Annotated in this window: 21 protein-coding genes and 2 riboswitches; of the genes, 15 read left to right on the plus strand and 6 right to left on the minus strand. The window is 40.9% G+C overall.

Going from position 1 to position 19,449, the window contains the following annotated elements; genetic code table 11:
- The 5 genes from htpX (at position 1) to C6Y06_RS07335 (ending at position 3,352) form a co-directional block, all read left to right on the plus strand.
- Positions 1-900 (plus strand): protease HtpX, encoded by a 900-nt coding sequence (gene htpX / locus C6Y06_RS07320; protein ID WP_034662931.1) that lies wholly within the window; start codon positions 1-3, stop codon positions 898-900.
- Between the two features lie 143 nt (positions 901-1,043).
- On the plus strand, positions 1,044-2,390 hold the full coding sequence (locus tag C6Y06_RS07325; RefSeq protein ID WP_081311421.1) for a TrkH family potassium uptake protein: 1,347 nt from the start codon (positions 1,044-1,046) through the stop codon (positions 2,388-2,390).
- Between the two features lie 97 nt (positions 2,391-2,487).
- A complete protein-coding gene (locus tag C6Y06_RS07330) occupies positions 2,488-3,006 on the plus strand; it encodes a DUF421 domain-containing protein (protein ID WP_034662926.1) in 519 nt (172 codons plus the stop codon).
- Between the two features lie 6 nt (positions 3,007-3,012).
- On the plus strand, positions 3,013-3,177 hold the full coding sequence (locus tag C6Y06_RS20055; protein WP_189288337.1) for a hypothetical protein: 165 nt from the start codon (positions 3,013-3,015) through the stop codon (positions 3,175-3,177).
- Complete coding sequence (locus C6Y06_RS07335) at positions 3,170-3,352, plus strand: hypothetical protein (RefSeq protein ID WP_034662925.1); 183 nt, start codon at positions 3,170-3,172, stop codon at positions 3,350-3,352. The genes C6Y06_RS20055 and C6Y06_RS07335 overlap by 8 nt, the downstream gene beginning before the upstream one ends.
- 27 nt (positions 3,353-3,379) lie before the next feature.
- On the opposite strand, the gene C6Y06_RS07340 is transcribed toward C6Y06_RS07335, so the two are convergent.
- On the minus strand, positions 3,380-4,399 hold the full coding sequence (locus C6Y06_RS07340) for an acyltransferase family protein (protein ID WP_106036736.1): 1,020 nt from the start codon (positions 4,397-4,399) through the stop codon (positions 3,380-3,382).
- Positions 4,400-4,692: 293 nt separating this feature from the next.
- On the opposite strand from C6Y06_RS07340, the gene C6Y06_RS07345 reads away from it, so the two are divergent.
- The 3 genes from C6Y06_RS07345 to C6Y06_RS20440 all read left to right on the plus strand — a co-directional run bounded on the left by C6Y06_RS07345 (position 4,693) and on the right by C6Y06_RS20440 (position 7,607).
- A complete protein-coding gene (locus tag C6Y06_RS07345; protein ID WP_060596110.1) occupies positions 4,693-6,888 on the plus strand; it encodes a PAS domain-containing sensor histidine kinase in 2,196 nt (731 codons plus the stop codon).
- Between the two features lies 1 nt (position 6,889).
- Positions 6,890-7,381 carry a methylated-DNA--[protein]-cysteine S-methyltransferase gene (locus tag C6Y06_RS07350; RefSeq protein WP_066030983.1) on the plus strand — a complete coding sequence of 164 codons (492 nt, stop codon included), beginning with the start codon at positions 6,890-6,892 and terminating at the stop codon, positions 7,379-7,381.
- A gap of 91 nt (positions 7,382-7,472) precedes the next feature.
- Entirely contained in the window at positions 7,473-7,607 is a 135-nt protein-coding gene (locus C6Y06_RS20440; RefSeq protein WP_258182057.1) for a hypothetical protein, read from the plus strand.
- A 25-nt stretch (positions 7,608-7,632) separates the two neighbouring features.
- Here the strand turns inward: C6Y06_RS20440 and mtnA are convergent, their stop codons facing one another.
- Both mtnA and mtnK read right to left on the minus strand, forming a co-directional pair.
- Positions 7,633-8,694, minus strand: coding sequence for an S-methyl-5-thioribose-1-phosphate isomerase (mtnA, locus tag C6Y06_RS07355; protein ID WP_060596112.1), 1,062 nt, complete (start codon positions 8,692-8,694; stop codon positions 7,633-7,635).
- Positions 8,695-8,700: 6 nt separating this feature from the next.
- Positions 8,701-9,894 (minus strand): S-methyl-5-thioribose kinase, encoded by a 1,194-nt coding sequence (mtnK, locus tag C6Y06_RS07360; protein ID WP_066030982.1) that lies wholly within the window; start codon positions 9,892-9,894, stop codon positions 8,701-8,703.
- 79 nt (positions 9,895-9,973) lie between these two features.
- Positions 9,974-10,132, minus strand: a riboswitch (SAM riboswitch).
- A gap of 163 nt (positions 10,133-10,295) precedes the next feature.
- On the opposite strand from mtnK, the gene C6Y06_RS07365 reads away from it, so the two are divergent.
- The 6 genes from C6Y06_RS07365 (at position 10,296) to C6Y06_RS07390 (ending at position 15,343) form a co-directional block, all read left to right on the plus strand.
- Positions 10,296-11,486 (plus strand): pyridoxal phosphate-dependent aminotransferase, encoded by a 1,191-nt coding sequence (locus C6Y06_RS07365; protein WP_106036737.1) that lies wholly within the window; start codon positions 10,296-10,298, stop codon positions 11,484-11,486.
- A gap of 44 nt (positions 11,487-11,530) precedes the next feature.
- A riboswitch (SAM riboswitch) is annotated at positions 11,531-11,632 on the plus strand.
- 71 nt (positions 11,633-11,703) lie between these two features.
- Positions 11,704-12,954 (plus strand): 2,3-diketo-5-methylthiopentyl-1-phosphate enolase, encoded by a 1,251-nt coding sequence (mtnW, locus tag C6Y06_RS07370; protein WP_189288351.1) that lies wholly within the window; start codon positions 11,704-11,706, stop codon positions 12,952-12,954.
- Positions 12,955-13,650, plus strand: coding sequence for a 2-hydroxy-3-keto-5-methylthiopentenyl-1-phosphate phosphatase (locus C6Y06_RS07375; protein WP_060596116.1), 696 nt, complete (start codon positions 12,955-12,957; stop codon positions 13,648-13,650).
- Positions 13,614-14,252, plus strand: coding sequence for a methylthioribulose 1-phosphate dehydratase (locus tag C6Y06_RS07380; protein ID WP_060596117.1), 639 nt, complete (start codon positions 13,614-13,616; stop codon positions 14,250-14,252). The genes C6Y06_RS07375 and C6Y06_RS07380 overlap by 37 nt, the downstream gene beginning before the upstream one ends.
- A 16-nt stretch (positions 14,253-14,268) precedes the next feature.
- The gene (locus C6Y06_RS07385; protein WP_060596118.1) at positions 14,269-14,799 is read left to right on the plus strand and encodes a 1,2-dihydroxy-3-keto-5-methylthiopentene dioxygenase; all 531 of its coding nucleotides are present in this window, start codon (positions 14,269-14,271) and stop codon (positions 14,797-14,799) included.
- Positions 14,800-15,100: 301 nt separating this feature from the next.
- Positions 15,101-15,343 carry an aspartyl-phosphate phosphatase Spo0E family protein gene (locus C6Y06_RS07390; protein WP_034662891.1) on the plus strand — a complete coding sequence of 81 codons (243 nt, stop codon included), beginning with the start codon at positions 15,101-15,103 and terminating at the stop codon, positions 15,341-15,343.
- A 46-nt stretch (positions 15,344-15,389) separates the two neighbouring features.
- Here C6Y06_RS07390 and kinD read toward each other — a convergent pair whose 3' ends face one another.
- Positions 15,390-16,895, minus strand: a complete 1,506-nt coding sequence (gene kinD, locus C6Y06_RS07395) for a sporulation kinase KinD (RefSeq protein WP_066030978.1) — start codon at positions 16,893-16,895, stop codon at positions 15,390-15,392.
- A gap of 205 nt (positions 16,896-17,100) precedes the next feature.
- Here kinD and mhqR point away from each other — a divergent pair, with 205 nt between their 5' ends.
- Positions 17,101-17,556 (plus strand): MarR family transcriptional regulator MhqR, encoded by a 456-nt coding sequence (gene mhqR / locus C6Y06_RS07400; RefSeq protein ID WP_034662884.1) that lies wholly within the window; start codon positions 17,101-17,103, stop codon positions 17,554-17,556.
- A gap of 29 nt (positions 17,557-17,585) precedes the next feature.
- Here the strand turns inward: mhqR and motB are convergent, their stop codons facing one another.
- Together motB and motA are read right to left on the minus strand one after the other, a co-directional pair.
- Complete coding sequence (motB, locus tag C6Y06_RS07405; protein WP_060596120.1) at positions 17,586-18,350, minus strand: flagellar motor protein MotB; 765 nt, start codon at positions 18,348-18,350, stop codon at positions 17,586-17,588.
- The gene (motA, locus tag C6Y06_RS07410; RefSeq protein ID WP_003212085.1) at positions 18,343-19,137 is read right to left on the minus strand and encodes a flagellar motor stator protein MotA; all 795 of its coding nucleotides are present in this window, start codon (positions 19,135-19,137) and stop codon (positions 18,343-18,345) included. The genes motB and motA overlap by 8 nt, the downstream gene beginning before the upstream one ends.
- Between the last annotated feature and the right edge of the window lie 312 nt (positions 19,138-19,449).

The following is a 19,449-nucleotide window of genomic DNA, read 5'->3' on the forward strand; positions in this document are numbered from 1 at the left end:
ATGGGTAAAAGAATATTTCTGTTTATATTAACGAACATTCTTGTTATCACTACGATTGGTATTGTACTATCGGTTATTAGTGCAGCAACTGGTGTTGGTTCTTATATAGGAGCAGATGGTGGAATTAATTTTGTGGCATTGCTAGTATTCAGTGCAGTTGTTGGTTTTGTTGGCTCGTTCATGTCACTTGCAATGTCTCGCTGGATGGCAAAAATGATGATGGGTGTGCGCGTGTTAAACCCTGAAAAGGATTCATTAACATATGATGAGCAGCAGCTTGTTGACCGCGTGCACAGATTATCAAGAGCAGCAGGCCTTTCTAAAATGCCTGAGGTTGGTATTTATCAATCATCTGAAGTAAATGCTTTTGCGACAGGTCCTTCTAAGAGAAGATCACTTGTTGCGGTTTCCACTGGATTGCTTCATGAAATGGATGATGCAGCAGTTGAAGGTGTAATCGCTCACGAAGTTGCTCACGTTGCGAACGGTGATATGGTGACAATGACGCTGCTTCAAGGGATCGTCAACACGTTCGTTGTCTTCCTTTCAAGAATTGCGGCATGGATCGCAAGCCGCTTTGTTCCGCGTGAAGAGCTTGTGCCGATTGTTCATTTTATCGCAGTGATTGTTTTCCAAATCATTTTCTCTATCTTAGGAAGCCTTGTCGTGTTTGCATATTCTAGACACCGTGAATTCCATGCAGACCGCGGCGGAGCTGACCTTGCCGGTAAAGATAAAATGATTCATGCGCTTCGCTCACTTGAGGCGTATACGTCAAGAATCAAAGATGATGATCAAACAGCAGTTGCTACGCTTAAAATCAGTGGTAAACGAAAAGCTTCTCTTTTCTCCACACACCCTGATTTAAACGAAAGAATCAGAAGACTAGAAGCAAAATAAGAGAGACGAAAAGACATTCTGTTACAGGATGTCTTTTCTTTTTTGATGAAAAAGTAAATAAAGCATAAAATACCTTTAAAATCATGTCTCTTTTCATTAAAATGATAAGTATTGAAAAATGAAAGTTAAAAGAAGGAATGACAATGAACCCAATTAAAAAGCTAATTGACCGGCTATCGGCTTTCCAGCTGATTGCCCTTTATTATTTTCTCGCTGTGACCGTCTCATTTATTCTTCTAAGTTTGCCAGTCGCTCATCAAGATGGGGTGAAGTGGACATTTATCGATGCATTATTTACGGCAGTGAGTGCGGTAAGTGTCACAGGACTCACCGTTGTTGATACCTCCCAAACATTTAGTGTGGCAGGTATGTGGATCCTTGCGTTTGTCCTGCAAATCGGAGGTATCGGCATTATGACGCTCGGTACCTTTGTGTGGATTGTCATGCGAAAAAGGATCGGGATTAAAGAAAGAAAGCTCATCATGGCAGATCAAAACCAGAGCAATTTATCAGGAATTGTGAAATTAATGAAGCAGGTCTTATATTTAATTTTGCTCATTGAGTTTGTAGGCGGTCTGATTTTAAGCATGTATTTTCTCAAATATTACGATGTGCAGGCAGCATTCTTACATGGCTTCTTCTCAAGTATTAGTGCGACCACCAATGGGGGCTTCGATATTACAGGGAACTCGCTCATCCCTTACAAAGATGATTATTTTGTCCAATTTATTACGATGCTGCTGATCATCTTTGGAGCCATTGGCTTTCCTGTCCTCGTAGAAGTAAAGGATTACTTATTTAATCAGGACCGAAAGCACGCATCGTTCTCATTGTTTACAAAAATCACAACGATTACGTTTGGCAGCTTAGTCATTGTTGGCGCTATTGGGATTTATGCCCTTGAAGCCCGGTTTACGTTTTTAGGGAAGAGCTGGCACGAAGTTTTGTTTTATTCATTGTTCCAATCGACCGCCACAAGAAGTGGTGGACTTTCCACATTAGATATTACTCAATTGACAGAACCGACGCTGTTATTTTTATGTCTGCTCATGTTTATCGGGGCATCTCCAAGCTCGGTTGGGGGCGGAATTCGGACAACCACCTTTGCCCTTAATTTACTCGCACTGTTTCATTTTGCTCGGGGAAATAAGTCCATTAAAATCTTCAAAAGAGAGCTGCATCAAGCGGATATAAACAAATCTCTAATGGTGACGATGATGGCCTTTATATTGGTGTTTGGCGCTACATTCTTATTAACCTTATCCGAGCAAAATACGCTTCTTCAAAATTTATTTGAAGTCTGTTCTGCATTCGGAACAACAGGGCTATCACTAGGGATTACCTCTGAGCTCTCTGTTTTCGGTAAGTGTATCATTATGATGGTCATGTTTATTGGACGGATCGGCATTCCAAGCTTCTTGTACTTAATTGGCCGAAGAGAAAGCGAAGCGAATTACCATTATCCGAAAGAGCGTGTCATCATTGGCTAAACAGCATTCCGAGCGAATGCTGTTTTTTTATTTCCATTATCTAACTGGCTAAATCACGTGAGATGTTCGCAATCTATAGGTAAGAGGTGAACGAGACGTGCTGGATGTAATATGGAAAGCAATTGTCATGCTGCTAGTTGGTACCTTGCTGCTGAGAATAGCAGGGCCTAAATCCATTAGTCAATTAACTGTTCAACAAACAGTGATCATGATTTCAATCGGATCGATTATTATCCAACCCTTTATTGAGCACAATTTACTTGAAACGATTTATGCCGCTGCTACATTTATCATTGCACTCGTCATCATGGAAAAATTGTCTATCCAATCTGATTTCTTTGAAAAATTGGTTTCAGGGAAATCTGTGGTCATTTTGCAGGATGGAGAAATGCTTGATCACAAGCTGAAGAAAACGAGGCTCACAAGGGATGAATTCAAAATGCGCTTAAAGCAGCAAGGCATCACAGACATCAGCTGTCTCAAAAAAGCCACCCTAGAAGCCAATGGACAAATTGGCTATGAGTTAAAGCCAGAAGAAAAGCCCGTGACGGTCAAACAAATGAAGGAACTCCTAGACCAATTAAGAGAAGAACTAAATATGTTAAAAAAGGACTGATTTCAGATGAAAAGAAAAGCAGCGAAAAATGAAGCACTGACAAATAATATGACACCGACAGAAAGCATGGTACATGATCAAGGACAAACCCAATTTGATGAACAATCAAGAGATCGTCAGGCAAACCGAAATTCTCACAAAGGGAAACAAGGGGGAGGATCTCGTGACTAAAAAGCATGTGAAGAGCAAGGACATGAAAGACCATAAGAGGCCAATGGACCCAGATATCTTAGAAGAGGAATTTGGCAGTGAGCTTGGAGATATCAACAGCAGCAAATGGATTGATACTCTTGTAAAACCTAAGAAAGATGCTGAATGTCACAATGGACACATGGATGAAAAATAGAAAAAACGATCCTCGCGGGATCGTTTTTTATTTGATATAACTGCCTTGCCTGCCGGTGATTGTACGCAAAAGATTGTTCATTTTGAGCTCAATCACTGGCTGTGCAACGTTTTTAACAAAGGTGCTAGACAGGGTAAAGGTTAACAGAATGGTCAGCAGCAATAACATCAGTACACTTGCTGCATTCAGGGCCCAGTCGTCAAACCAAGTCGTTCTAAGCAGCTTGATCACAAAGCCATGTAGTAAATACACATATAACGTTCTTGTGCCCCATTTTGTAAAGAAGAAACGGCGTGTTGGCACTAATGCAAAGAAGCTGAATGTAGCGCCAAATGCAAGCATGTACCATGCCATTCGTTTCATTGCCGCAATCAATCCCTCATCTCCAAGAGAAGCATATGACTGTGATCCAAATAAGAAGGAATAATCAAATTCATAGAAATAGCAAAATAAAAATACAGCCATTAATACAAGAAGTGCTGCCAGCTTTCCTTTGCTTGTACGGATGAATTCAAAATGCTGCTTTTTTAAATAGAAGCCAGCTAAAAACATCGGCAAAAACACAAACGTACGCGATAAGCTGAGCGTATTGCTGATGCTGTCCACGTAACCGACAAGTAACGCAATTGACAAACTGACGATCATCGCCCAGTGAAACGGAAGTTTAGAAAAAGGAATGAGCAGCAAATTCCAAAAAAATAAACTAATTAAAAACCATAAAGACCATTGCGGATCAATTGGATTTAAATTGGCCATGCTTTGATCCTGCAAGAGATAATAGTAAACTGAATAGATCACCTGAAAAATTAAATATGGGATGATCAGCTTAACGGCGACTTTTTTCATAAAACCTGGCTTTCTAAAGCCTTTTGCAAAGAAGCCGGAAACCAAGATAAAGGCGGGCATATGAAAAGTATAAATAAACTTGTATAAATAGAGCATCCAATCATTATCATGAATGAATGATCGTAACAAATGACCAAAAACAACTAGAAAAATCAGAAGAAATTTCGCATTATCAAAATAACTATCTCGTGAAGATGCCATAACATCACCTTTCCTGCTTGATTTCAAACATAAATGTTCTATGTGCACTGTTCCCGTATTTGCCCCATTTTAAAATACATTTTGGCTCATTTCGCTATTTGATGTGAAATTGTAGAATGGTTGTAAAAGAAGCGTAAGAAAAGAGAATCGCAGTTCGATCCTGTCATCCAAATGAAATAAATGAGACAGTCTTCGTGTAAAAAGTTATTTTTTTTTATGAGTCGAATGAAGGAACAATGAAAATATTGTAGAAATATTGTAGAGGAATGAGGCTGGAAAAGGAGTGTAAGAGAATGACTGAAACGCTCGATGGCGCAGAAGATATCAGAAAATTAGAAAAAGAGAACGAATATTTGCGAACAGAGTTGATGCAGCAAAAGAGGCTGTTAAATAAGACGTTAGATGCCATTTTCATATTTGATCAGCACCTCAATATTATCCAAGCCAACGAAGCGACATGCAGGCTTGTACAGACATCGAAAGAAGACCTCCTCAATAAATCCGTTCTAGATTTCCTATACGGCATCCCGAAAGACAAAATTGAATGCTCCCTTGATTTATTTTTTCGAAAAGGAAAGTTAAGAAGAGAAATCTCCATTCAGCTTGAAAACGGGGAAACAAAATACATTGAATTTGTCGCAGAGCATGACGTCGTGAATCAGCAATATATCGTGGTCATGCGAGATATTTCCTCAAAGAAAATACTAGAACGAGAACGCTCCATGAATGAGCAGCTGTTCAAAGATTTGTTTGACCGAGCCATTGACGGGATGGTCATTTTTGATCAGGATGGCTGCATGATCGACGCCAATCACTCTTTTTGTCAGAGCTTTGAGCTGCAAAAGACCGATTTAACCGATCGTTATTTAAATGAATTTGTCGAAGATGAAAATCTTCCAGCCTTGCAGCACCTTTTAACGTCACTTAAAGAAACAGGGAAAGCCAAGGGAGAGCTTCCCGTTACCCTTCAATCTGGCCAGCAAAAATTATTCGAGCTCACCATTACATCAAATGTCATGAGCGGTTTTTATATGTCCATCATGCGGGATATTACAGAAAAAAGGTTAATGGAAGAAAAGCTGTTAAAAAGTGAGGAACGCTTTAGAGAAATTTTCGAAAATGCAATGGATGCGATCATCATATGGGCAGATGATGGAGAGATTGTGAGAGCCAATGAATCAGCCTGCCGAATTTTTGAATTGCCTATGCACTCACTGATTGGCAAGAAACTCACAGACTTTCTCGTGAAATCTGATCAGAGATATAGGCCGACTAGAAGACGTTATATTCGGAATCATGAAATAAGGGAAGAGCTGTTGTTCAGAATGGCAAATGGTCAGTTTAAAGAGCTCGAGTTTACATCAAAGCATGCGGTATTAGAAGGACAGCACTTAACCATTTTACGTAATGTGAGTGATCGAAAAAGAATGGAAGAGGAGCTGCGCGAAAGTGAGCTCAAATTCCGTAAAGTATTTAATGGATCAATGGACGGCATTGTTCTTTTTGATAACCAGTACCGCATTATCGAAGTCAATCCATCCGCAAGCGAGCTGCTCGGATTGAAAGACGATCATTTAACGGAAATGAACCTTTTCCATATCCTTGCGCCTTATCAAATTGAACATTTGGCACAGCCTGCTCAGGCGATGTCGTTAGATGAAATGGACAATGAAGTTCCGTTTGTGCTGAACCATCCAGATCAGCGTATATTGGAATTCTCTTTTAAACGCAACATTATTCATAATATGAATTTGGCGATCTTTAGAGATGTGACAGAGCGGAAGGAATTAGAAGAGCGGGTGAGAAAATCAGATACCCTTCATGTGGTGGGAGAGCTTGCCGCTGGAATTGCGCATGAAATTAGAAACCCGATGACAGCATTAAAAGGCTTCATTCAGCTGTTAAAAGGGAATATAGAAGGGGAGTATTCGCTCTATTTCAATGTCATCACATCTGAGCTGAAAAGAATTGAATCCATCATCACCGAATTTTTGATTTTAGCGAAACCGCAAGCCATCGTATATGAAGAAAAAAATGTGGTGCAAATTATGAAAGACACGATGGATCTTTTGCACGCACAGGCGAACCTCGGCAACGTTCAAATGCATCTCAATGTGTTGGATGAGATTCCGCTCATTTATTGTGAACAAAACCAATTAAAACAGGTCTTTATTAACATTTTAAAAAATGCAATTGAAGTCATGCCGAGAAAAGGAAATGTCTATGTGAGCATTCAGCGGAAGGGCGAAGAGCATATTGTCATTTCACTGCGGGATGAAGGCTGCGGAATGGCAGAGGACAAGCTCAAGCGTCTAGGGGAACCATTTTATACGACAAAAGAAAGAGGAACTGGACTTGGCTTAATGGTTAGTTATAAAATTATTGAAGAGCATCAAGGAACGATTGAGGTAGAAAGTGAGGAAGGGGTAGGAACCGTCTTCCATCTCACGCTTCCACTGAGGCAGAAGAAACAAGAAGGAGAGCACTAACGTGTATTATACCGTCTATCACGCACCAATTGGGGCATTATACATACTAGAAAAAGACGATGCCATCATCGAGGTGATGTTTGATGATGAGCCATTTTTAGTAAAAAAGCAGAAAGCCGATCTAAAAGAAGAAGAAACGCCTGTATTACAAGAAGCGAAAAAGCAGCTAGATGAATATTTCAAGGGAGAGCGCCAAGTATTCGATCTCCCGCTCAAGCAAAAGGGATCTCCGTTTCAAGAGCAGGTGTGGGAAGCACTTTCGACTATTCCATATGGTGAATCAAAAAGCTATGCAGACATTGCAGAAGCGATTGGCAACCCAAAAGCTGTAAGAGCGATTGGACAAGCGAACAGACGCAATGCATTACCTATTTTTATTCCCTGTCACAGAGTGATTGGAAAAGACCGCTCTCTGACGGGCTATGCAGGAACAAAAACAGACATGAAAGCGGTCCTGCTAGAATTAGAAGGTATCCCATTTGTTCAAAAATAAATCGATTGACCTGTTCCAAATGTTTGTCAAGCGACATATCCTTTTATTAAGCTAAAAAAGTTGGTTGAGGGAAAAAGGAGGGCGCTAGGGAATGTTTTGGGGCAAAAAAAATAAAATGTATGCCGTCACATCACTATGTGTCAAAATGAACGTTTTGACAGAAGAACAGAAAAAAGAAATCTTAGCAAAAACGAGTGAAATAAAAAAGCGCGGTGCTCTTAAATAATAAGTACACGGCGCTTTTTTTATGATCAGAGTGAGATGTTTTCAGCGAACAGAGTATCAATCTCTTCTGTATAGTTCGATGTGATAATCCCTTTCTCTGTAATGATACCTGAAATGAGATGGTGAGGAGTGACATCAAAGGCGGGATTGAATACCTGAACATCAGGCGGTGCAATTTGGACGCCGTTTAATTCCTTTACTTCCAGCGGATCGCGCTCTTCAATTGGAATATCTGCCCCGTCTTGGGTTGATACATCAAAGGTGGAAAGCGGTGCAGCTATAAAAAACGGAATTTGAAAATGCTTAGCTAAAATGGCGAGACTTAACGTTCCAATCTTATTCGCCGTATCTCCATTACGGGCAATACGATCAGCTCCGACAATGACAGCAGAAATTTTCTTTTCTTTCATCGTATGGGCTGCCATGTTATCTGTGATGAGCGTCACATCTACGCCGCCTTGCATGAGTTCCCATGTTGTCAGCCTAGCCCCTTGAAGAACAGGGCGTGTTTCACAGGCATAAATGTGAAGATCGAGATTTTTCTTTTTGGCTAAATAAAATGGAGCAAGGGCTGTTCCGTACCGGCTTGTGGCGATGGAGCCTGCATTGCAAATGGTCATAATACGATCACCCGATTTAAAGAGCTGGAGTGCATTTTGACCGATTTGTCTGCATGTTTCTTCATCTTCAATTTGAATTTGAATGGCTTCATGGACAAGGTCTGTTTTGGCTGCATTGACCGAAGCTGCACGCTCAATGCGCTGCAATAATCGCTCTAAAGCCCAGGCTAAATTCACAGCGGTTGGACGAGCACTGTTTAAATATTCTTTTATCTGAATGACTTCTTGTTTAAAAACATCAATTTCTTCTGTCTCAATGTCTTGGGCACTGAGCGCCAGTCCAAAAGCTGCTGTAATGCCAATGGCAGGTGCTCCCCGCACTTTTAACGTGACAATGGCATCATACACGTCTTCTTTTGTATATAAATGCTCAAACTCAGTTTCGGCCGGTAATTTTTGCTGATTCAAAATGTTAATATGGTTTTCTTCCCATTCGACAGAACGGGGGACTTCAAATTCTTTAGACAAAACCCGTCACTCCTTTACAGATTGATGGAATAATGCGACGAGGTCAGACGCTGCTTCCACTGCATGATATTGTTTGATCATTGTTTTTCCGAGCGTTAGTGCTGCTTTTTTCTGCTGAATCCTTCTAGATGGTGATGGAATCGCATCGAGATCAGCGGCATGAGCAAGGCCGATTGTTCGGCGGACAAGCTCACAGCCCGCAAAGCCTGCAGCTTCTTTTAAAATACGGTCAAAGGTTGTTGCTAAAAAACTGTCAGATACACTAAATGCTTCAATGCTGTCTTCTTTCCAAGCTTTTGCGAACACTTCTTTGAATGTCGCCCATACATTGATGACATGGTCAAAAAGGTGCTGCTGATCGTGTTCATTCTCACGAGACAAAGCATTGAGGAACAGGTTAGCGATAAAGTGGCCAATATCGAATCCAAAGGGACCGTAAAAGGCGAATTCTGGATCAATGATTTTTGTTTCCGTCTCATTTGCAAAAATACTGCCTGTATGAAGATCTCCATGAACGAGTGTTTCAGCAGATGTCAGGAAAATACGCTTCAGTTCGGCTGCTTTGGCCTGCACTTCAAGATCTGCCCAAAGCGCTTCGGCAGCTTCTCTTAATTCTTCTTCGAAATCATTTGTGCCGCTATCAAAGAAAGGATCTGTGAAGACGAGTTTTTCAGTAATGTCACAAAGGTCCGGATTCGTAAATTGCTTCACAAATTGTTTTTTGATTTTAGGATTTGTGGCAAAGTCAGAAGTGTAAAAAAGTGTTTTTCCTAAAAATTCTCCTACATGATCGGATAAATGCGGATATTGTTTTCCGGCAATTAGCCCTTTTCTGACGATTTCCAGGTGTGATAGATCCTCCATTGCCGTCACAGCAAGAGCTGTATCTGAATAATAGACTGCAGGTACAAGGTGCGGCGTATATTCTGACTGCTTGATCAGGGCAGCACTTTCAATTCTCGCGCGGTCTAATGTAAGCGGCCAGCTCTCTCCGACCACCTTGGCATAGGGCAGGGCCTGTTTGATGATCAATCCTTTTTCTTGTTTGTGATCAAAAATATGAAAGACGTAATTTAAATTCCCGTCACCAATTTCCGTACATGTCAAATGACTGCTTTCTTGGATCAAGCCAAGTCTAATTGCGAGTGCAACTGCCGAGCTTTCTGTTAATTCTTCATATGATGCCGTAAGTGTAACCAATTGCTATCCCTCCAAATCATATAAAAAAGCCTCTTTCTCCTGAGAGAAAGAGGCTTGATGGCGTGTATGCTCAAAGCCTCTCTTATCTCTCAGCACATACGTCTGATGGAATTAGCACCGTGCCCTATAAGACAATTGTCTTGGCGCTTACTTGCTGCGCCCCACTTCACAGTGGTATTAACGGTCGGTTGCTGTTGGGGTCAAAAGGCCAAATCCCTCGCCCAACTCTCGATAAGAGAAATCAATATGTAATTATTTCGTGCCTGTTTGCATTTCTTAATTCAAGATATTATCAGAGCTGCGCTTCACATGTCAATCTTTTTTCAAAATTGCTTTACAATTCATAAAACAATCCATTACAGTGTTTGTATTGTTACGTAACTTGAATAGAAGGTGAAGAAATGGAATTCCAGCAATCAGATGTATTGAAACAATTACCGAAACAATTTTTTGCGTCTCTTGTCCAAAAGGTGCAGAAAAAGGTGCAGGAAGGGGCAGATATCATTAATTTAGGGCAGGGAAATCCTGATCAGCCAACCCCTTCGCATATTGTAAAAGCCATGCAGGAAGCGGTATTAAAACCTGAAAATCATCAATACTCGTCATTCCGCGGAACAGCGAAATTAAAAAAGGCTGCCGCCGCCTTTTATGAAAGAGAATATGGTGTCACGCTTGATCCGATGAAGGAGATTGCGATTTTATTTGGCGGGAAAGCGGGACTTGTTGAGCTGCCGCAATGCCTGCTGAATCCTGGAGATACACTCCTTGTCCCAGACCCTGGTTACCCTGATTATTGGTCAGGTGCCGTGCTTGCTGGAGCTCAGATGGTGACGATGCCGCTTCTTGAACAAAATGATTTTTTACCTGACTATGATCGATTGCCTGAGAATGATAAGAAAAAAGCAAAGTTGATGTATTTAAATTATCCTAACAATCCGACAGGTGCCACGGCAAGTCGTGCATTTTTTGAAGAAACCGTTACGTTTGCGAAAGATCACAAACTCTGTGTTGTCCATGATTTTGCCTATGGCGGCATTGGGTTTGATGGGAAAAAGCCGATCAGCTTTTTGCAAACAGATGGAGCGAAAGAGACGGGTATTGAAATTTATACATTGTCTAAAACGTATAATATGGCCGGCTGGAGAGTAGGTTTTGCAGCAGGAAATCCGTCTGTTATTGAAGCGATTGAGCTTTATCAGGATCACCTGTTTGTTTCACTGTTTAAAGCAACTCAAGATGCAGCAGCGGAAGCCCTATTAAGCGACCAAACGTGCGTACAGGTGCAAAATGATCGATATGAAAATAGGCGAAATGTGTGGATCGCTGCCTGCAAGGAGATTGGCTGGGAGGTCACAGCACCAAAGGGGTCATTTTTTGCTTGGCTAAAGGTGCCAGAAGGATATACATCTGAATCTTTTTCTGACGTATTATTAGAGAAAGCACATGTTGTTGTGGCTCCGGGGAATGGGTTTGGTACTCACGGTGAAGGGTACGTGAGAGTTGGGCTTTTAACAAGTGAGGAGCGGTTACAAGAAGCCGCTCGGCGTATCGCTGCCTTGAATCTGTTTAAAAATAAGCCATTGACAACATAAAAAAATGGTGCGATAATTCAGACAATATTTAAGAAAATTGAATATTCTTATCAAGAGTAGGCAGAGGGACTAGCCCAATGAAGCCCGGCAACCGACTTCCATGAAGCACGGTGCTAATTCTTGCAGCAAGCGCTGAGAGATAAGATTCGGATGAATGACACGAAACAACCTCTTTAAGGCGCTGACAAAGCACTTGAAGAGGTTTTTTATTGACCATATGCATGACGAAATTGAAAGGGGATTCCTAGTGAGTGAATTACTGGCAACATACGTATTAACACATCGAGAGGATGAACAAGTGAACCGAAAAGCAGAGCAGATCGCACTTGGTTTAACAGTGGGATCATGGACAGATTTGCCGCAGCTCAAAAAGGAGCAGCTTCAAAAACATAAAGGGCGGGTAGAAAAAGTATCAGAAAAGGTTGCTTCAGCCGAAAATGGCGTATATCAATCTGAGGTGACCATTGCTTATCCTGAGGCTAACTTTTCAGCTGATATACCGGCCGTTTTGACGACGATCTTTGGAAAGTTTTCACTTGATGGAAAAGTGAAGCTAGTCGACATACAATTCTCGGATAGATTTAAAAGAAGCCTGCCAGGACCGGTATTTGGAATTGATGGCATACGCAAAAAAGCAGGCGTGTTTGATCGTCCGTTGTTGATGAGTATTTTTAAAGGTGTCATTGGCCGTGATATGGCGGATTTAAAAGAGCAGCTCCGTTTACAAGCATTAGGCGGCGTTGACTTTATCAAAGACGATGAAATTTTATTTGAGAGCCCGCTAGCCCCTTTTGAAGAACGAATCAAAGAAGGAAAAAAGATATTAAAAGAAACATATGAAGAGACAGGGCACCGAACGTTATATGCCGTTAATTTAACAGGCAGAACCTTTGAACTGAAGGATCGAGCAAGAAAGGCAGCTGAACTCGGAGCGGATGCACTCTTATTCAATGTCTTTGCCTACGGACTAGATGTCATGCAAAGCTTAGCTGAGGATCCAGATATTCCATTGCCTATTATGGCCCATCCCGCAGTAAGCGGCGCTTTGACATCATCGCCTGAATATGGATTTTCGCATTCTCTTCTTTTAGGTAAATTAAATCGATATGCTGGCGCTGATTTGAGTCTTTTTCCCTCACCTTATGGGTCGGTTGCACTTCCGAAAAAAGATGCCTTTGGAATCTATGAAGCTTGTGTAAAAGAGGATTTGGTTCAAAAAACGTTCCCAGTCCCGTCAGCAGGCATTCATCCTGGAATGGTTCCAGTATTGATTAAAGATTTTGGACTCGATCATGTGATTAATGCTGGTGGAGGAATTCACGGACATCCGCGTGGAGCCATCGGTGGAGGGAAAGCATTTCGATCGATCATTGATGCGGTGATACATGGAGAGTCGATCCAAGAGAAGGCAGCTTCTTGCCAAGACTTAAAAGCAGCACTTGAACTATGGGGAAGGGTAGCAGAATAAATGAAAAAACCAATTGTATGTTGTGATTTTGATGGAACAATTACAAAAAATGATAATATCATTCGCATCATGAAACACTTTGCACCAAGTGAATGGACGAAGCTGAAGGATGATGTTCTCACAAAGGAGATCACCATTCAAGAAGGCGTCGGGCAGATGTTTCAATTACTGACGAGTGATCAAAAAGAAGCTATTCAGTCGTTTATTTTAGAAGATACAGAGATTCGAGAAGGATTCAGGCAATTTGTTGATTATGTGAAAAAGGCTGATATTCCTTTCTATGTGCTAAGCGGCGGGATGGACTTTTTTGTCTATCCCATACTCGAGGGCATTGTGGGCAGAGACAATATTTATTGCAATCATGCCTCATTTGGGGAAGATCATATTCAGATTGAATGGCCGCATGTCTGCGATTCGCAATGTCAAAATGGCTGCGGATGCTGCAAGCCGTCAATCATTCGAGAGCTGACCCATGAGAAGGACTTCATCATCATGATCGGAGATTCAGTCACCGATGTGGAGGCGGCAAAGCATGCGGATCTCACATTTGCGCGCGACTACTTGCTGAATGAATGTAAGGAGCTTGGGCTTGTATATAAAGAGTATGAAACATTTATTGATCTTAAAGCGCAATTTGAACAAATAAAGGAAGTGAAGGAATGGCAGACGCAAAGAGCAAGCGCTGGCAGGAGCTAGCAGACGTCAAACGTGAACTGGCACAAAGAGACTGGTTTTACGGAACAAGCGGCAATTTATCGATCAAGGTGTCGGATGATCCAATCACGTTTTTGGTGACGGCAAGCGGTAAAGATAAACGAAAAGAAACGGATGAAGATTTTGTTTTAGTGAACGCAGCAGGCAAGCCTGATGATCCGAACGAACAGCTTAGACCATCAGCCGAAACACTGCTTCACACATACGTGTATGAGCGGACGAAAGCAGGTTGCTGCCTCCATGTCCATACAATCGATAATAATGTGATGTCTGAGCTGTATGGGGGTAAGGGCGAGGTTCGTTTGAAAGGAAACGAAATCATCAAGGCGCTTGGTTACTGGGAAGAGGATGCAGAAGTGTCGATACCGATTATTGAAAATCCAGCCCATATTCCGCATCTTGCAGCACAATTTGCAAAGCATCTCACTGAAGAGTCAGAATCAGGTGCGGTGCTCATTCGAAATCACGGCATCACTGTCTGGGGAAAAACAGCCTTTGAAGCAAAACGAGTATTAGAGGCGTATGAATTTTTATTTAGCTACCACTTAAAATTAACGCTTTATCAAAAGCAGCTTGTCAGATAAAAAGGAGGAAAAGCACATGGCGACGATTTTGATTCATAACGAAGAGAACACATTACTTGAAAACGAGCAAGAGGTAGCAGCATATTTAGAAAAGCAGGGGGTCATTTATGAACATTGGGATATTGCAAAGCTGCCAAACCGGTTATCAGAAAAGTATGATTTAACAGATGAGGAAAAGGAAGAGATTTTGACTGTTTTTCAAAAGGAAATCCAGCGTATATCTGAAAAACGAGGGTACAAAGCGCAGGATGTGATTTCATTATCTGACGCCACACCAAATCTAGATGAGCTGCTCCAAAATTTTAAGCGTGAGCATCATCATACAGATGACGAAGTACGTTTTATTGTAAGCGGGCATGGAATCTTTGCCATTCAGGGTAAGGATGGCGTCTTTTTTGATGTGAGACTGAATCCAGGCGATTTAATTTCTGTCCCGCCACATATTCGCCACTACTTTACACTTCAAGAGGATCGCAAAGTGGTCGCAGTTCGCATATTTGTCACAACTGAGGGCTGGGTGCCAATTTACGAGGAAGAAACGGTTTAATGACAGGAGCTGATCATTCCGCATGAGGCGGATGATCAGCTTTTTTTTAGGAAAATAGGCATAAAATGAGAAAGAAAATAGTTGATTTTGATCTTCTGCATAGGATAAAATTCTGTTTAATCCATGTGTCAGTCCTGTCCAAATTTGAAGTTTACCCCCAAATTAGATTGGGTAAGAGGTCTTTAGGCTGTAAAAAATTAAATAAAATAAGCATATTTAATTTAATTTACAAATAAAGTATAATTTTGGTGTCGGATCATTTTGAGCATAGACAGTCGAATTCATTGCGGGAGCTGAGATCATGAATATTTATGTAAGGAAAGAACAATTGCTGATGTCCATTGATGAGAAGAGAAAACAGATGGTAGAAGCTGCTCAAGCGGAAGGCTACACTGGTGAGACGACAATTAAATATAGTCAAGAACTAGACAACCTGATGAATGAGTATCAGTATCTCCTTTTTCATGAGAAACAATCTGCCCCCTCCTTTCATGATCTTGTATCTCAAATGAGTCTTCTATCTGTGAACCGCCCTTCTTATTGACATGAAAAACCGGTCTTGCCTAAGCAAAACCGGCTGAATGTTTCAACTATGCTGAGTGAGCAGAAGGAAGCATGATCATGACGGTTGTTCCTTTATTCACTTCGCTTTGAATATCAATTGTCCCGCCATACATCGAAATAATTCGTTTACACACGACAAGCCCAAGACCTGTACCTTTTTCCTTCGACGTAATAAAAGGAAGGAAGATATGCTTTAACATTTCTTCTGGTATGCCTTCACCCGTATCTTTCACTTTAATGATGACATGTTCTGTTTCAGCCTCAATCAAAATCTTCAAATGACCGCCATTTGGCATCGCTTCTAACGAGTTCTTCGCTACATTTAATACGACTTGTTTAATGTGATCCTTTGTGCAATATACCCCAACATCTTGAATCGTATTAATTTGCAAATCAACCTCAACATTATAAAGGTTCGCCTCAGAGAAAACGATCGGCATGATCTCACTTACAATTTCTTTTACAGAGTTATTCTGCCATTTTTCTGCTGTTGGTTTCCCTAATACAAGAAACTCACTGACGATTTGGTTGATTCGTTTAATTTCTTCTTCAATGACAGAAAAATAGAGCTGATCTTCTTCTGAATGATACTTCTTTTGCAAAAGCTGTATAAATCCGCTGATCCCTGTTAATGGGTTGCGAATTTCGTGTGCCGTACTTGCTGCGAGGGTTCCGATTAATTCAAGCTTTTGCGCTTCATTTTGGTGACGCTCCTGCTGGGTTTGACGCCTTAAAATGATATATTGAACAAGTGTGAATAAAATATTTAATAAAATAAAAGCACTGGATAAAGGGATCAGCATAACAGACAGCACTTCACCTGTAGACGCGCGCTGCGGAAAGACCTCCAGCTTCCAGCTGTTTTCATCTAAATATGTAGACACGGTGCTGCCATTTTCTGATGCTGGCTGCGGACCACTTGTAAACACCACATGTCCATTTTGATTCAGCATCTTAAAATGAAGATCAGGGTTCAATACATTCATAATATTTCTTAAATAATCAATTTGAATGGCGGCGACTAGCACATTGGTGACTTCTTCATTTTCATCTAGCACAGGCACGCAAATGGAGAGAATCCGCTGTTTTGTAATTCGGCTCACATAGTTATCTGTGATCACCGTCTGCTTGGTCACTTGAATGCGCTTAAAGTAATCTCTAAATGACAGGTTGATTTTTTCCTTTAACGGTGTGGTGCTTACTGATACATTTCCTTTTTTGTCTAGGAGATACAGACCTGAAAAACGAGGTTCTTGTTTATAGATTTTCTCTAGGATGTTTTGTACTTTTTTCGTCTCAAGAGGCTGGTCAAATCCCATGGCAAGTGAAGTTAATCTCGCTTCTGTTTCACTAATTAAATAATTCATTTGGTTTTTGTGAATATTTAACATAAGTGTAGCAGTTTGTTTGTTTTTTAAGTCGATTTTTTCCGTTTCTTTTTCGTAGATAAAATAACTAATGATTAGGGTTGGAATCATGACCAAAATAAGGTACAGCCTGATCTTCTTCCAGAACCCTTTCAGTATACTCATCATTCATCGCTCCAACGTATTACCTAATAGACTTATTATAGCATTGAACCTATCTTTATTACGATGACTTGTGTGATTTTTAAAAAATTAGGTGATTCGTTCTGGTCTCATTTTCATGCTAAAGATGGATCAAGATGTTGACATTTTACTTATTGTTTATTAATGTCACATTAGTGGGTTGCATTTCATAAAGGATGATAAAAAAATGGAAAATCATAATGTTGAGAAATCTTTGAAATTATTTATTGTATTATCACGTGCCTATCGCTCGATTAATCATCACATGAACAAACATATTGTGAAGCACGGGCTGAATCCGACTGAATTTGCAGTATTAGAATTGCTGTATCATAAAGGGGATCAGCCGCTTCAGCAAATTGGTGATAAGATTTTACTTGCAAGCGGCAGCATCACGTATGTGGTCGATAAATTGGAGAAGAAAGAACTCCTCAGTCGTAGGGCCTGTGCAGAAGACCGCAGGGTGACATTTGCGCATATTACCAAGCAGGGACGAGCTTTGCTTGATGATATCTTCCCGGATCATGCGAAAGAAATTCATGAGATGATCAGTGTCCTGAGCGAAGAAGAGAAGGATGCCTGCATTGATATGCTCAAACATGTGGGACTGCGTGCAAAGCATTTATATGATCATACAGAATAAATAGAAAAGGAAGCCGAGGGCTCCCTTTTTTATTTCGCTTTTTTCTCAATCGGTAAAATGAGTACTTCTACGCGTCGGTTTTTACTTCTGCCTTCTGCTGTATCGTTTGAAGCAACCGGCTTGAATTCACCGAAACCTTTTGTACTAAAGTTCTCTTGGTCTAAATTGCTGTTCTCAAGTAGAATACTCAAAAAGTTTACAGCACGAATGGCACTTAAATACCAGTTTGATTCAAATTCTGAATTTCTGATCGGTACATTATCAGTATGTCCGCTAATGACGATGTCACGAGCGGGGTTTATGACAAGTAGTTTTGAGATTTCCTTTGCTAACGGGACATCTTGAGGGCGAATAACCGCCCGTCCAGAATCAAAGAAGATACTGTCTTCTATCGTAATGAGCAAACCTTCGTCCGTGAGCTTTGTTTCGAGCTTAGCTCCAAGTTTCTTATTGGCAATGAAGGAATCCACTTGCTTTTTGACCTTTGTGAGAACGGCATGGTCTCGAGCTTTCGCTTTGGCTTCTTCATCTTCTTCGGCTGCTTTCTTGGTCTGGTTGCTATTTTCAGTTTCTTCAGTGCTCTGCATGCTGGTTTGATCCATGACACCAGTACCGCCCGTAAAGACGACATTAAAAGACTTTGCCATCTGTTCGTATTTTGCCGCATCAATCGAACTAGATGCAAATAGCACAATGAAGAGAGCGAGTAGAAGCGTCAGAAGATCGGCATAAGGGATCAGCCAAGATTCATCTACATGGTCATCGTGATCATGTTTTTTACGTTTCCTAGCCATTTTGTTTTTCTCCTTCTTCAATGACAAGATTTGCACGTTCTTTCGCTGGTAAGTACATGAGAAGTTTTTGTTCAATCACTTTTGGAGATTGACCTTCAAGAACAGAAAGGATCCCTTCGATCATAATCAGACGAAGTTTTACTTCTTCCTTTGATTTACGCTTCAGCTTGTTGGCAAATGGATGCCATAACACATACCCGGTAAAAATCCCAAGCAGTGTGGCAACGAAGGCTGCACTGATTGCATGTCCAAGTGCTTCAATATCTCCCATGTTTGCAAGTGCGGCAATAAGTCCGACAACGGCGCCAAGTACACCAAGCGTCGGAGCGTATGTACCGGCTTGTGTAAAGATTAATGCGCCTGACTGATGTCTTTCAGACATGGCGTCAACTTCTTCTGTTAAGACGTCGCGAATAAATTCTGCACTTTGACCGTCAACCGCCATGCTTAAGCCGTTCTTAAGGAAATCGTCATCTACTTCCTCAATGCTAGCTTCTAATGCCAAAAGACCTTCACGACGCGCAATTTGTGCCCAGTTTGAAAAAAGAGGGATCATTTCTTGAATCGTTGGAAGTTTGTTGTCTTTGAAAATTTTGCCGAACAATTTTGGTGTTTTCTTAATTTCACTAGATGGGAATGCGATGACAACAGCTGCAATCGTCCCAACCACAATGATCAATATAGCCGCTGGGTTGATAAGAGCGGTTAGACTTACACCTTTCAAAACCATACCGACACTCAGTGCAATAAATGCTAAAATAATACCTATTAACGATGTTTTGTCCATTATCTCACCAAATCCTTTAACTATCTTTTTCTATAGTTAATATCGGTGTTTTCTAGAAGGGTTTTAGTCTGAATATAAAATTAAGGCAGTTTCTGTGAAGAAATTTTGACGAAAGCGCTTTCTATTACCTTAAAAAAGAAACTCCCTCTGATATAAAGGGAGTTTCTTTTTAATTTCTTTGAGCAGTTTCATTTAAAAGCAGCTCTTTTAATTTTTCTTCATACATAATTTTGACAAGATCATAGCTCCAATTCATCATGTGATCCACCTCTTTTTCTTTTATCGTAAAGGAAAAGAGGCGGATGGGGCGTC

The organism is Bacillus sp. MZGC1, assembly GCF_002998605.1.
Taxonomy (GTDB): Bacteria; Bacillota; Bacilli; order Bacillales; family Bacillaceae; genus Bacillus.

Bases quoted from the DNA above. Each gene is read 5' to 3' on its own strand.
- htpX (WP_034662931.1), top strand. From the start codon at position 1: ATGGGTAAAAGAATATTTCTGTTTATATTAACGAACATTCTTGTTATC.
- C6Y06_RS07325 (WP_081311421.1), top strand. From the start codon at position 1,044: ATGAACCCAATTAAAAAGCTAATTGACCGGCTATCGGCTTTCCAGCTG.
- C6Y06_RS20055 (WP_189288337.1), top strand. From the start codon at position 3,013: ATGAAAAGAAAAGCAGCGAAAAATGAAGCACTGACAAATAATATGACA.
- C6Y06_RS07340 (WP_106036736.1), bottom strand. From the start codon at position 4,399: ATGGCATCTTCACGAGATAGTTATTTTGATAATGCGAAATTTCTTCTG.
- C6Y06_RS07345 (WP_060596110.1), top strand. From the start codon at position 4,693: ATGACTGAAACGCTCGATGGCGCAGAAGATATCAGAAAATTAGAAAAA.
- C6Y06_RS20440 (WP_258182057.1), top strand. From the start codon at position 7,473: ATGTTTTGGGGCAAAAAAAATAAAATGTATGCCGTCACATCACTATGT.
- C6Y06_RS07365 (WP_106036737.1), top strand. From the start codon at position 10,296: ATGGAATTCCAGCAATCAGATGTATTGAAACAATTACCGAAACAATTT.
- mtnW (WP_189288351.1), top strand. From the start codon at position 11,704: ATGCATGACGAAATTGAAAGGGGATTCCTAGTGAGTGAATTACTGGCA.
- C6Y06_RS07375 (WP_060596116.1), top strand. From the start codon at position 12,955: ATGAAAAAACCAATTGTATGTTGTGATTTTGATGGAACAATTACAAAA.
- C6Y06_RS07380 (WP_060596117.1), top strand. From the start codon at position 13,614: ATGGCAGACGCAAAGAGCAAGCGCTGGCAGGAGCTAGCAGACGTCAAA.
- C6Y06_RS07385 (WP_060596118.1), top strand. From the start codon at position 14,269: ATGGCGACGATTTTGATTCATAACGAAGAGAACACATTACTTGAAAAC.
- C6Y06_RS07390 (WP_034662891.1), top strand. From the start codon at position 15,101: ATGAATATTTATGTAAGGAAAGAACAATTGCTGATGTCCATTGATGAG.
- kinD (WP_066030978.1), bottom strand. From the start codon at position 16,895: ATGAGTATACTGAAAGGGTTCTGGAAGAAGATCAGGCTGTACCTTATT.
- mhqR (WP_034662884.1), top strand. From the start codon at position 17,101: ATGGAAAATCATAATGTTGAGAAATCTTTGAAATTATTTATTGTATTA.
- motB (WP_060596120.1), bottom strand. From the start codon at position 18,350: ATGGCTAGGAAACGTAAAAAACATGATCACGATGACCATGTAGATGAA.
- motA (WP_003212085.1), bottom strand. From the start codon at position 19,137: ATGGACAAAACATCGTTAATAGGTATTATTTTAGCATTTATTGCACTG.